The sequence below is a fragment of the Candidatus Defluviibacterium haderslevense genome, assembly GCA_016712225.1.
GTDB classification, from domain to species: Bacteria; Bacteroidota; Bacteroidia; order Chitinophagales; family Saprospiraceae; genus Vicinibacter; species Vicinibacter haderslevensis.
Genome location: JADJRL010000003.1, coordinates 847,649 through 861,422, shown reverse-complemented (window position 1 = coordinate 861,422; position 13,774 = coordinate 847,649). Strand labels below are relative to the sequence as shown.

Below are 13,774 nucleotides of genomic sequence, written 5' to 3'. Positions count from 1 at the left end.
TGAAGACCGGTCAACAGCGGTACTGAAGAAAAATAAATATAATATACTATGAAAAATTTTAGATTTGGTTTAACAAGAACAGTTTCATTGCTTATACTGTTTTTAACGGTAAGTTCATTAAGTGTTAATGCGCAAGAAAAGAAAAACACTTCAATGATGAAGGATTGTTGTATGATGAAAGATGGAAAGATGATGGTCATGAAAGACGGTAAAACGATGCCTATGGAAAAAGATATGGTGATGAAAAACGGAACTAAATGTATGACAAATGGGGAATGCATGATGAAAGATGGATCAAAGATGGTGATGAAGAACGGAGATTGTATGGATATGAGTGGAAAAATGTGCACTGACAAAATGAAGCAAATGAAAAAAACTAAAACCACCAAAAAAATGGCAGCAATGGATTACAGTTGTCCAATGCACCCAGAAATCACCAGTGATAAGCCTAGTAAGTGTACTAAATGCGGCATGGATTTAACTAAGAAGAAGTAAGAACAAATTTGTAATCCTAAAAAGATTAGAATATTAATTTATAATCAATATCAAAGATTTATTGAAAGATGTTTTAATAAATTTTTGATATTGTATTATAGGAATTTATTTTTATAATTGGAAATATTAAAAAAATTTTAATTTACAAAAAGTGAAATGTATAAGATGGCTTTTCAAAAAATTATTCATCAAAAAGTGCTGTCAATAACAATACTTTTTCTCCATATGTTTTTATTCAGCGAATGCACACTTTCAGCCCAAAATAATGGTAAATCCTTAGCTGATGGATCCTATTATAGTTGTACTATGGATCCGAAAATTCATAATGATGCTCCTGGTACATGCCCAATATGTGGCATGGCTTTAGTGAAAATTAAGGCAAAAAAAATTAAAACAAAAGCAACACCAAAAGTTAATTCGCCTAAATCTTTACCAATGGTAAAGGACACAATAAAAATACCACTGACCGATAAAGTCAAATTGGAAAAGGAACCTCTGGAAGAGGATTTAATATTATCAAAACTTAGCCTTAAAAAGGTTCAGGACAGTATTCAAATGGTTAACATTCATTCACCAATTAATTCTGCCGTAGTTATTGCGCCGAGAACCGTCCGATATGATTTATTTATTCGTGATACCATAGTCAATTTTACAGGAAAAAACAAAAGAGCTATAGCAGTCAACGGTCAAATACCAATGCCAACATTAATATTCACGGAAGGAGATACAGCTGAAATTTATGTTCATAATGAACTGAATGAAGAAACTTCAATGCATTGGCATGGAATATTTTTGCCGAATAAATATGATGGGGTGCCAAACTTAACGCAAATGCCGATCAAAGCACACTCAACTCATTTGTACAAATTTCCAATTATTCAAAACGGTACCCATTGGTATCATAGTCATACAGGACTCCAAGAGCAAATCGGGATGTATGGATCGATGATTTTGAATAAAAAAGCGACTGATCCAAGGTTTAGAAAGGGAATTGATGATCTGCCTAAAATACCAATAATTTTAAGCGAATGGACAAACACAAATCCAAAACAAGTGCATAGAATGTTGCATAATGCTACGGATTGGTTCGCAATAAAAAAAGGAACAACCCAAAGTTATTCAGAAGCTATTCATCAAGGTTATTTTAAAACAAAAGTTACCAATGAATGGAAACGTATGAATGCCATGGATGTGAGCGATGTTTATTATGAAAAATTCTTAATTAATGGAAAATATAGTAATCAACTTTCTGAATATAAAGTTGGCGATAAAGTTAGATTAAGGATTTCAAATGGTGGCGCATCCACTTATTTTTGGTTGACTTTTGGCGGAGGTAAGATTACCATTGTGGCTAGTGATGGTAATGATGTTGAACCTGTAGAAGTTGACAGACTTATTATTGCTGTATCTGAGACTTATGATGTAATTGTCACGATTCCAAAAGATAAAGTATCTTATGAATTTTTATTTACTGCAGAAGACCGAACGAATTCAGCATCTCTATTTTTAGGATCTGGAGAAAAGCAGTTATCATCTCCTTTACCGAAATTGAAATATTTTGAAGGTATGAAGATGATGAATGATATGATGCGGATGAATGGTGAATTAGATGATATGGGGATGGAAATGTCATTAAATGAAATGGATATGAATGTGGTGATGTATCCAGAAATAACTGGTAAAACTGAGAACAATGGGACACATGAAATGTCCGACATGAAAAATGATACGAAACAAAAAGATACAGGCACAACTTCAGACATTGTCACATTAAATTATACAATGTTAAAATCAACTATAAAAACCCAGTTACCAAAAAATGTTCCAGTCAAAGAATTTTATTTTCAGCTTTCAGGGAACATGAATCGATATGTATGGAGTTTAGATAATAAGGTTGTATCCGAAGCAGACAAAATCCTAATTAGAAAAGGAGAGAATATCAGACTTATATTGTACAATGGTTCAATGATGCGACATCCAATGCACTTACATGGGCATGATTTCAGATTACTCAATGGTCAAGGTGTCTTTGCACCGCTAAAAAATATTATTGACATTATGCCTATGGAAACAGATACCTTAGAATTTAATGCCAATGTAGATGGTGATTGGTTTTTTCATTGTCATATACTTTACCATATGATGAGTGGTATGGGTCGAGTATTCACTTACGAAAATCAGGAACCTAACCCTGAAATTCCAAATCCTAAATTAGCTCAACGGAAACTTTTTGCAGATGATCGAAAATTTCATTTAATGGCAAGAATGGGTTTAGAAAGTAATGGCACTGATGGTGAGGCTATGATTGCAAATACTCGATGGAAGCTAAGTACCCTTTGGCATTTGGGATTACATGCACGCCACGGGTACGAAAGTGAAACCATGATAGGAAGATATTTTGGCAAAATGCAATGGCTATATGCTTATACAGGTTTTGATTATCACTTCAAACAAATGAATCCTTCTGAAAACAATATTTTCGGGAATGATGATACTAATTTATTTGGCCAAAAGAGCGATAAAAATGATCGTAAGACAGGAGTTATAGGCATCACTTATACTTTGCCAATGTTATTTCTCGCAGATGCCAGAATTGACCTTGAAGGTAAATTTCGTCTTCAATTGGGAAGAGAAGATATTCCAATTTCAAAACGACTACGAATGAATATTATGTTTAATTCAGACAAAGAGTATATGATTGGAGGGAGATATATTTTAACAAAATACTTTTCTTTATCATCACATTATGATAGCGATATGGGAATTGGAATTGGATGCACGTTGATGTATTGATCTTATTAAATATAGTCAGAATAAAAACTATTTTCCATGGTCCAAATTCATATTTTTGGCTATCTGAAAAACGAGTGGTTGTTCATATCCTTTTTGTACCAGAGATAATATTGTTTTTTGAAATCTTTTGAAGGGAAGTTCATGAGCTAAAGCATCATATTTTTTTTGAATGAGCATTTTTATTTTTTGGATATAGTCTTCGTCATTGATTTCTGTTAAAGCTACATTTATAAGTGAGTCGATGATGTGGTGTTGTTTTAACTGTTGTTTGATTTTTATTTTGCCCCAATCATTCATTCTGAATTTGCCACGAACGATCGCTCTGGCAAATCTTTCTTCATTGAGAAAATTTTGCTGAATGAGTTCATAAGTGATTTCATCACGCAATTCAGCATCCAATTGTAATTCGTAGAGTTTCTTATTGACATCAGCATGGGAACGCTCTTGATAGGAGCAATATTTTTTCATTTTTTCTAAAAAGACATCCCGGGTAGAATATATTTTAGCCATTGAACTTTGCTACTATATGTTCAAAAATATCAGCTATATCATCATTATAATTATGATGATAACTATTTATTCCAAGTTTTTGTGCAGCTTCAATATTTTCTATTTTGTCATCTATGAAAAGACATTCATGGGGTTGCAAGGATGCATCTTGTAGAACATATTCATAAATTTTTGGATCTGGTTTTCTCAAATGGATATCATGTGAAAAATACATTTTATTAAACAGAGCTTCGAAATCTAATGTAGGATAGTTTCGTTTTATCTTATGTTGTACTGATCTTAAATGGGTGATGTTGGTATTACTCAATAAATAAATGTTGTAATCAGATTTAAGTTTTTCTAAAAAATGAATTCGATGTTCCGGTAAATCGAGCAACATGGCATTCCATATTTTAACATACACGTCGCCTTGTAAAACCTGTAATGATCTTCGCTGTAATCTATTGAAAAAGCTATCTTCAGAAATGAGGCCACATTCGAAAGGAAAAAAAACTTGTTCGTTGATATCTTCACAAAGTTTGGGATCTAATATTTCTTCCAGCCCTTGCCAGGTTCTGTGCTCATCTAAATTGAGCAGAACATTTCCAAAATCAAATAGCAGATGTTTAATGTGATTCATATTAGAAATGAGTTTGGCAGAAGCTTATTTTTTCCATTTTATATTGCAACCCATACTTGGGTATTGTATTTCTGAAGGTGCTTCATTGAGTAATAAAGCGTCTAATGCATGACGTATATCAGCACCATTTAGGGGTAAATCATTTCCGGGTCTGGATGCATCCAATCTTCCATGATATGCAAGTTTTAACTCAGCATTGAACACATAAAAATCCGGTGTGCATGCTGCGTCATATGCTCTTGCTACTTCTTGACTTTCATCATAGCAATATGGAAAAGGATAATTTAATTGTTTAGCTTGAACAAGCATGAGTTCAGGAGAATCATCAGGATAGTGAGTTACATCATTTGAACTGATAGCTATAAAGTGAACGCCTTTAGGAATATAATCATTAGCTAATCGAATTAATTCCGGATTAACATGAATGACATAAGGACAATGGTTACAGATGAACATAATGACTGTTGCCTTAAATTCATTCTGTTTAGGCAAGCTTATCCATTGATCAGTAACGACATTTTTTAATTGAAATTCAGGAGCAACTGAATGTAATGGAATGGGATTCGAATCCGTTAGGGCCATATTAGTGACAGGTGTTTATTGACAATATAAAGTCATGTAGAAAATTAGTTTTTTTAACCGATTCAGCTCCTTTGAAATTGTTAATATCTCTTAATTCAAATTGCGCAATTTGTTCGCGCCAGATCTGATCTGCTATTTTTGCATAGGACCAATGCCATTTTTCTTCTTTATATCCTTTTGGTCTTAAATGATCTTTTGCCGTATAGGTTTGACAAAATCCAAACCTGCCTGCATTTTTTTGTAACCAATCGAAAACAATATTGCCTTCTTCGCTTTGAAAATATTCGTCTTCAACTGCATTGATATCTATATCAGTGCCCCAATGATGTCTGGTAAATCCGGGAGGCGCTGTATATTCCATAATTTTTAAAGCTCGGTGGAAAAAGTTCTTATGCGATATTGTTAGTTTTTTTTGTTCGACTAGTGTTTTTCCGGTCCATTTATTTTCCCACAAGCTTTTTTGATAATCGAAATTGCGAGTTGCAGAAATGATTTTTAAATGTACGGAATCTGCTAAAGCGGCCTTGGCCATTTCAACAAATGCCTGATAAGCTTCTTGGAGCATGTAGAGTTCACGATAACAATACATCGAGTCAATCTGAACGAAATCAGGATGCATTTTGGGATCAAAATGTCCCAGGAAATACGTTTTGTTAGTCCACATTAAGGTTTTCATTGGATCAATGTTTATTGATTTTTCAGAAAAAACATCCTGACCATATATGCCAATAACATATAAGAAACAAAGACTTAATATGATTTTTCTTTTTATATTATTATTTATTTAATGCTTTGAGTTTTTCTCTACGCTCAGCTTCTTCTTCCTGAATCATCTCCTCCATAGTTTTTTTCTTTTCTACACCTTTTGAATAGGAGCCCTGGTTGTTCAACAGGTAAAATATATTGGTCAACCACTTAGAAGTATCTGGTTCTTGTGAAGGACTCGTTACATATTCTTCAATGATGGGTTGTTGTAATACAAATTGAGAACTGCTCATGATATAATCTAATTTGGAATGTGCTTTTTTGAGGGTATTGTACATTCCAAAATGTTCTAATTTCAAGCACGGGATATCAGGTATATCTATGACTTCAAAATCCAATGGGGCTTTAATATTTGCTTCTATAGGAAGTGCTGCCATTATAAATACATTATTAGAGCTGCCCTCCCAATCAAATATCATTCCCACAGGAGGTCCTGTAAATGGAATATTCAATGAATCCAGTTTCGCATAAATTTTAGGATAGGATTCAGCGTAAAATTTAGGAATGTTTGAATTAAATATTATGGAACGAATTCCGAAATATCTTTTTTTCTTGAAGATCGTTGATTCAATACCAAACTTGGTATTAATCATTCCTTCCAAATATGATTTTAATGAAGTTAAATCATTTGCCAATAGTTTTTTAAGATTATCATTTGCATTAAACCACAGTGCCCTTTTAATAAATGGAATGGGTTCAACTGAACGAGCTTTGGCATATAAATAAAGTGAATTTTTTCTTTCCGGAATGATCTGGAAAGTAATTTTAACGTTAACCGGTGATTGATCATTAATAACCAATGCAGTTAAAACGGAATCTTTAAAGGCTTCGTTTAATTCAACAGATCCACTTCCGAATTTCGGGCCAACGAATGAAAAACTAGCGCCTTGGCTAATTTCGAGTTTTCCGGTGGTATATTTTAAGGCAGGATCTTCCTTGGACCAACTAACCCATTTGGGCCACTCTTTGGTATCCGTCATGGTTACAAATAGAAATCCTTTCGTGCAATTTATTTTGATATCTGCGGATGCATTAATCACTTTGGGAGAAAACATACATGCTATGCAGTATAAGATAAATGCGATGAGAGCAATGATGAAAACCCATTTAAACTTGAATATCATTTATTTTGATGTTTTAGGTTCTAGTATACACTAAGTAATAAATTTAACTTAATGTAATACGAAAATTACAATTTATTGAATCGCAAAGATAAGCAATCTTAACTATTCGATGTTACGGCAGCAATATGCAATTCCAAGGATTGGATTAAACTCTTGATAATTAATTGGTTAATAAGCTTTCTGTAAAATGAGACGGAATACTACTTTGGGACTCATCCTGACTGGTTAATCGTATGGTGAAATGGATCGATTTGGAGCTTGGAGGATGGGACTTATTAGAATACCCATCACCCAGAGGCCATTGATAATAATCCAATAAGACTGTATTGGTCGGATCATTGAGTATATCAATTCCATGTCTGTATCCAGTTCCTAGTTTGTTATAATTAAACGGAAGTACATTCGCTTCAAATTCACTTTGCCCCAAAGCCATCAAGTAGAGTCCTTCAAAAGTCTTTAGACTTAGCCACCGAACATCTGATTTATTGCCCATTTCCTGAGGTCTTACCGCCGGAATATTAAATTCTGATGCGGTGCTTTTATATAATCCAATATTTAGACCCAGCTTGCGATCCTGATAGCTTTCCAAAGGACCTCTGCCATACCATTGTACAGTTCCAAAAACCGCAGGCATTTCAAATATCCAACCAATTCTTGGTGGCATGTTTTTAAGTTGATCCAAATGATCTATTTTCATTTCAAGGACAACATCTGCAGAAGGGTAGAAGCGATACCTAAATTCTATCGGTAATAAACTAGAAGCAGGTAATGTAGCTTTAACGATGTAATTTATATAATCGGGATGATTGGTTTCCAGTGATTGAGATACTATAGTCAACTGATCTCCCAATGTTTTCCAAAAATTGATTTCATTAGATTGATTGAGATAAATATCATTATCAGTTGGTGCTCTATAGAAATTTGGTTTAATCGGAGTGACAAGCAGTTCTTTATTTTTACAAATCCAGGATGAAATCAAGCCCTTGTTTTTATCGATTTTAATACTGTACAAATTATTACTGATGTGAATTGAATTATTTTCTTCGGTGCTTTTTAATTTTTGGAAAGCGGATTGATTGATGGGTTTACCTGCTGACTTCGGCAAAATAAATTGTTGTAATCCCACTACAACAAAACGATACATCCCATTATTCAATGATTTTTTATTGATGGTTATCAAAATGGTATACTCACTTCCTGGATTTCTAGTAAAGCTATTGTAATCCACACGAACAGTTTTTTTCAGTCCGGCATCAATCATTAAATTTTCGAATTTACCTTCTTTGATTTTATCACCATTCTCGACTACAGTCCAGAAATAATTAAATACATCCCCATGGTTTTCCAAGTGATCGTTTTTAATTTCAAAGAGACCTTTATTCAAATCAATGGCACTAACAGTAAAGGGTGAAAATAAATTATTGGCAATTTTGAGCGAAGCTTTGGGTGTTTTATTGGAAGTCATTAGGCCATTTACACACCTGAAAGAATCCGAATTCGTCTCTGAAAAATTTCCGCCATAGCCGAAATACAATTTGCCTTTATTGGTTTTCATAAAAAAAGTTTGATCCGCCCAATCTTCAATAAATCCTCCTGCTTTATTGTCATTGTTTTTTATATGATCCCAAACTAATGTTAATCCACCAAGTCCATTTCCCGCATTGGAAGACATCCGATAATAAAGTACGGGTTTTGATCCATTCGAAATATTATCTTCGGAATTGACTAAAACAAGATCCCCAAAACTTTTCAAATTGGATTGCACACTGACTGGTCTTTTCGAATCTCTAGATTTAATATACTGATAGGCTAGTTTTGTATTATCTCCAAGTCCACAATTATATCCTAATGACCAGGTTAGAACGTTGCAATAGTTTTTGTTGCGTTCGAACATATTCTTCACTCTTTGGAGATAAATTTTTGAAACAGAAGTATCTGCTGACAAATCAATATTTTGAGACAACAGAGAACTCGTATTCAAATTCGCTTCATCCATTAGATATAATCCATATTGATGAGCTATGGTATACCACATGGGGTCCTGAGGATAATGACTATTGCGAACGGCATTAATATTATTTAACTTCATCAAGTCAGCATCATTAGCCATCCAATCTTTATCTACTACATAACCTGTGATGGGATGAAATTCATGACGAACGACGCCTTTTATTTTTAACAGTTTGTTATTAACTAAAAATGATTTTGATTTATATTGTATACTGTTAAATCCAATTAAATACACCGTTGCTTCCTGGGTTTCTCCCTGAGCATTTTTGAGTTGAATAAATAAATAATATGCATCTGGATGTTCATCAGACCATGTTTCTACATTTTTAATTTGAGCGACAATATTTTTTTTAATTTCTGATTGTTGATTAATATCGAATGTAATGGTCTTATTAAAAACTTCTTTGGTAGTATCTTGAAATAATTGGACTTGGAGTTGATACCCGGAATAATTTTCGGCGGCATTATTTTTTACTTGTACATCAAGATCTAAAATACCTTGATTACCTTGTACATCTGTTTTAGCATAAAAATCTTTGATTCTACATTTGGGACGAGCCAAAAGGTAGGAATTCCGATATATTCCTGTCATAGACCACATATTGTGGGATTCAAAATAAGAAGCATCACTCCAACGAAAAATAATCAAACTAATCATGTTGTTTTCATCTTTCAGAAATGGGCTAATATTAAATTCTGAAACTGCTTTTGAATCTTCGTTATATCCAGCTAATTGTCCATTTACATAAACAAAATAGGCGGAACTTATGCCTTCGAAAACGGCAAAAACATCTCGGGACTTCCATTGGGTAGAAATATCTAACGGTTTTTGGAGTACCAAAACGGTATTCGAATCCATAGGCACTTGTGGATAATTAGATTCAAAGGGCAATCCATAATTTTTAAAAATGGGTTTACCGATACCACCCAATTCTATGCAGGATGGAAATGACTTTTCAAGCCAATTGATATTGATGGGTGATTTTTCTATTTCTCCAGGAACATAATCAGGACCGGTAAAATATTGGTATCTCCAAAATCCGTTTAGACTACGATGGTAAGCACTACTTTGAAAGGATTGCGATTGGGCTTTTTCCGTAGTTTCGAAGGGTTTAAAATCTGACCGAGGCGCTTCACGTCCAAATTCCATTACCTTAGGATCTTTCCAATAATTAGGAAGGGTGATGGGGTTTTTCGGTTTACTTTCGACTATTTTTTCAATGGTTTGTTTGGGGACATCTTGTTTGCAATGGGTTGTTAGTAAGCACATGATGCCAAACAAATAAATGAACGGATTACCTTTTTTTTCCATAATTTTGAAGCTCTAATTAACATTGACCCTTTGAGTGGTCAAATCGTTTCCTTGGAATACTTAATTCACAATAATTGAATAAATATGAATTATAAATCACTGGCAAAACTACTATTTATCATCTGTTTTCCTATTATAATTGGGGCCCAAGATGTTCAGCAAATTCATGTTGATGTCGTTTATTTGGCTTCTGACGACTTAGAAGGTCGATCTACAGGGTCATCAGGTGAGCAACTAGCGGCGGCCTATATCGCATCCAGGATGGATGCATTAGGGTTAAAAGCCAAAGGTACGACCGGGTGGTTTCAAGAATTTTCATTCTCATCTGATCCACACGATAAAACTAAAAAGGATATTACCGGACGAAATGTTTTGGGATATTTGGATAAAAAGGCAAAAAAAACAATTATCATCGGAGCTCATTATGATCACTTAGGTCATGGAGATGCGGGGTCCCTTGCGGCAAATGATAAATCTATCCATAATGGAGCTGACGATAATGCCAGTGGTGTAGCATCATTATTGTGGCTTGCGGAGCAACTCGTAAATGATAAAAAATTGGCCTGTAATGTACTATTTATTGCATTTTCCGGTGAAGAGCATGGCTTATTTGGATCAAAGGCGTTTGCGGAACAACCCACAGTCAATATGTCAGATTGGATAGCTATGATTAATATGGATATGGTCGGACGACTGAATGCTGAACATGTTATCGCTATAAGTGGAACCGGGACGGCCAAGGAATGGCCCAGTATACTCGATAAAGTAAAACCAGAAGGATTTACTTTTAATTACTCTGAAAGCGGTGTGGGCCCATCAGATCATACTTCATTTTATTTGAAGGGTTTACCTGTTTTGCATTTTTTCACAGGTCAGCATAAGGACTATCACAAACCATCTGATGACAGTCCATTGGTTAATTACAAAGGCATTTATCAGGTTTCTGAAATCATACTAAATGTCATTCAGCGAATATCAAAAGATGGAACCCTAACATTTCAAAAAACCAAAGATGAAAACAATGAAAAGGCTGCAAGCTTTAAAGTGACTTTGGGTATAATGCCAGACTATGTTTTCAGCGGTAAAGGTGTCAGAATTGATGCAGTATTGGATGATAGACCAGCCATGAAATCTGGTATGAAAGACGGTGACATTATTTTAAAAGTTGGAGATCTTGAAATCAAGGATATTTATGATTACATGAAGTCACTTGGAATGTATAAAAAGGGTGATAAAGCTAAAGTGCACCTTCTTAGGAAGGATCAAGAGATGGATGTTGAGGTGGAGTTTTAATTTTTATTAGAAATCTGTAGATTTAGAACTCCGTGCCCTACGCTAACTAGAAAAGCGGTTGAAAAATTATTTTGGTTGTTTGATATTTTTCTAAATATTAATTGACGTTTTAATTAACAACTTTTTGTTCTTTTTTCTTGAAAAAAAAGAACCAAAAATTCAAGACTTTAAGGTCTAAGCCTAAAATGATTCCATGAAACCTAAATTCAAAAAACTCGCCATTGGACTTCTTTCATTTGTTTAGCTTAACACTTGCCCAGCTCGCATTATTGTTCTTTTTAAAGCATTATGTTAGGCTCATACAGTTTTGAATTTTTAACGGTTTCATTACATCATTTTTTTACGGCTTACCCCTTAAGGTCGATCCAAATTTATACGACTACTTAATATTATATATTTTTCCTCGATTTTAATTTGCGAAGTTGCCCAATGGATGATCATATTTTCTTGAATAGGGCAAGGAGTTCTGATATTAATAGCTAACCATTTCCATTTTCTTGGTGTCTATTTTAGTCCCATTGATTATTAGCGAATAAAAATAAGTTCCGCATTCAAATTGGTTCCAGGAATAATTGTAGAATAATTCATTAACACCTTCTGTTAAATCAAGTTTGATCTGTTTTATAATTCTTCCATCTTCAGAAGTTACGATCATACTTGCTTCTTTAATAAACGAAAGATCATTTACGATAATGGGAATGAGTGTGAGTTCGTCAAATGGATTCGGTCTATTCTGAAGCAGTTCAATAGGTTTAGTTGGTTCTACTTGTTTAATGCTATTGAGGACTCTTGCACTATATTCTAATCCAAACATACTGATCCATTGTTCTTGATTTACGCCACAAGCAGTAACATAATATAGGGTAGGCGAAAGTCCTTCTACGAGTATTTGAGTTTGATCAGTTATTATAATTGTATCAAAATATGTGTTATTTATTTTTCGAATACCATAAATATATTTTGTGGCATTTTGCGGATTATCTATTTTAATATCTAAACTATTAGTTTTAGGTGTGACTTGAATTATAAATGGAAGCAGGGTGGTAGAACTAGCATTAGCTATGGATAAAGCATTAACGATGGCATTGTTTTTTAGATAATTAAAATTGACATACAAACTATCTAATATGCCATCTCCATCAATATCCTTACCGAGGATATCGCGACTGCTGTGTTGCCGATCTACATATCCAGCCTGGCTTGGATTTCCATCACCGTGTTCGTAAGAAGAAGTGAAGCGAATAGCAGTGTAACCTTGTTCTCTAAAGGGAATGTGATCACTGCCACGCCCTGTTCGATCTTCACCATACATTACATCAATTTGGGGTGCATTAACCATCACTTTACTTAGATTTTGTTCCACTAAAATTCTTGTCATGCGCGCCAAATTTTTAGACATACTATTCGTAGTTCCTGAAGAAAAAATTCGGAGTCTCAAACTGTCGAATTGATGAGGCCCGGGACAACTAGGAGGGGATGATGTAACTCCACATTCGATACCTCCAACAATATCATTATTGAATACTGCTTTTATGACTAAATTATTGGTTTTACAAAATGCGGCAAATGAACGGGATCCTCCAAGGCCTTGTTCTTCACCAGTTATCCAAATAATAGCTAATGTTCTATTGAGTTGAACCTTACTCAACACTCTCGCCATTTCCATCAACAGCGCTGAACCACTTCCATTATCATCAGCTCCTTCAGCAAGACAAAGACTATCACAAACATCTTCGCATCGACTATCCAGGTGTGCTTCTACGATGACGAGTTCATTTTTTAAAGAGCCGGTACCAGGAATTAAAGTGAATAATTCGGTGTGTCGAACTTTGGTACACATGAGATAATCAAAATTTAATTCACAGGGTATCAACACAGAATTAGCTTGTTGAGCCCATCGATCTAGGTGAGATTTAATCCAGGCTCTGGCTCCTCTGATACCCTCATTGGGTTTAGAAGGATCGTCACTTATGGTATTTCTATTTCTAAAAGAAATTAAACCTTTGAGATATTGATGCAAAGAATCGGCATTGATTTGTTGTACTAAATAGTTCCCAAGTTGAGCATCCGGAGGTACTATCCTTTTCGAAAATGAATCCGAATTGAAATTGCCTTTCATCAGGTCAAGACAAATAGGATTGGATAAACTAAAATTGGTTTGACTTAACAGAAAACCATGGAAGTTTACCAATAGGAGAAGAGTGAATATGTATTGTTTCATGAACGCTAAATTAATCAATATCCAGAAGAAATCGATTTATTTAAGAAAGA

At 34.3% G+C, this 13,774-nt stretch carries 10 protein-coding genes; 3 read left to right on the top strand and 7 right to left on the bottom strand.

Annotated features, from left to right (window positions below; translation table 11 throughout):
• The first annotated feature begins 48 nt into the window (after window positions 1–48).
• Together IPK88_03605 and IPK88_03600 are read left to right on the top strand one after the other, a co-directional pair.
• A complete protein-coding gene (locus tag IPK88_03605) occupies window positions 49–495 on the top strand; it encodes a hypothetical protein (protein MBK8242487.1) in 447 nt (148 codons plus the stop codon).
• Between the two features lie 306 nt (window positions 496–801).
• Window positions 802–3,288 carry a multicopper oxidase domain-containing protein gene (locus tag IPK88_03600; protein ID MBK8242486.1) on the top strand — a complete coding sequence of 829 codons (2,487 nt, stop codon included), beginning with the start codon at window positions 802–804 and terminating at the stop codon, window positions 3,286–3,288.
• Window positions 3,289–3,315: 27 nt separating this feature from the next.
• Here the strand turns inward: IPK88_03600 and IPK88_03595 are convergent, their stop codons facing one another.
• From IPK88_03595 to IPK88_03570, 6 genes are all read right to left on the bottom strand, one after another.
• The gene (locus IPK88_03595; GenBank protein ID MBK8242485.1) at window positions 3,316–3,756 is read right to left on the bottom strand and encodes a RecX family transcriptional regulator; all 441 of its coding nucleotides are present in this window, start codon (window positions 3,754–3,756) and stop codon (window positions 3,316–3,318) included.
• A gap of 34 nt (window positions 3,757–3,790) precedes the next feature.
• Window positions 3,791–4,417 carry an HAD family phosphatase gene (locus IPK88_03590; protein ID MBK8242484.1) on the bottom strand — a complete coding sequence of 209 codons (627 nt, stop codon included), beginning with the start codon at window positions 4,415–4,417 and terminating at the stop codon, window positions 3,791–3,793.
• Window positions 4,418–4,441: 24 nt separating this feature from the next.
• Window positions 4,442–4,999, bottom strand: a complete 558-nt coding sequence (locus IPK88_03585; protein MBK8242483.1) for a thioredoxin family protein — start codon at window positions 4,997–4,999, stop codon at window positions 4,442–4,444.
• 1 nt (window position 5,000) lies between these two features.
• Window positions 5,001–5,675, bottom strand: coding sequence for a M15 family metallopeptidase (locus IPK88_03580; GenBank protein ID MBK8242482.1), 675 nt, complete (start codon window positions 5,673–5,675; stop codon window positions 5,001–5,003).
• Between the two features lie 100 nt (window positions 5,676–5,775).
• Window positions 5,776–6,888 (bottom strand): GyrI-like domain-containing protein, encoded by a 1,113-nt coding sequence (locus IPK88_03575; GenBank protein MBK8242481.1) that lies wholly within the window; start codon window positions 6,886–6,888, stop codon window positions 5,776–5,778.
• A gap of 160 nt (window positions 6,889–7,048) precedes the next feature.
• Window positions 7,049–10,210: a hypothetical protein gene (locus tag IPK88_03570; protein MBK8242480.1), complete on the bottom strand. Its 3,162-nt coding sequence runs from the start codon at window positions 10,208–10,210 to the stop codon at window positions 7,049–7,051.
• Between the two features lie 84 nt (window positions 10,211–10,294).
• Here IPK88_03570 and IPK88_03565 point away from each other — a divergent pair, with 84 nt between their 5' ends.
• Window positions 10,295–11,503 carry a M20/M25/M40 family metallo-hydrolase gene (locus tag IPK88_03565; protein ID MBK8242479.1) on the top strand — a complete coding sequence of 403 codons (1,209 nt, stop codon included), beginning with the start codon at window positions 10,295–10,297 and terminating at the stop codon, window positions 11,501–11,503.
• 472 nt (window positions 11,504–11,975) lie between these two features.
• Here IPK88_03565 and IPK88_03560 read toward each other — a convergent pair whose 3' ends face one another.
• Complete coding sequence (locus IPK88_03560; protein ID MBK8242478.1) at window positions 11,976–13,724, bottom strand: M28 family peptidase; 1,749 nt, start codon at window positions 13,722–13,724, stop codon at window positions 11,976–11,978.
• Window positions 13,725–13,774 lie beyond the last annotated feature (50 nt).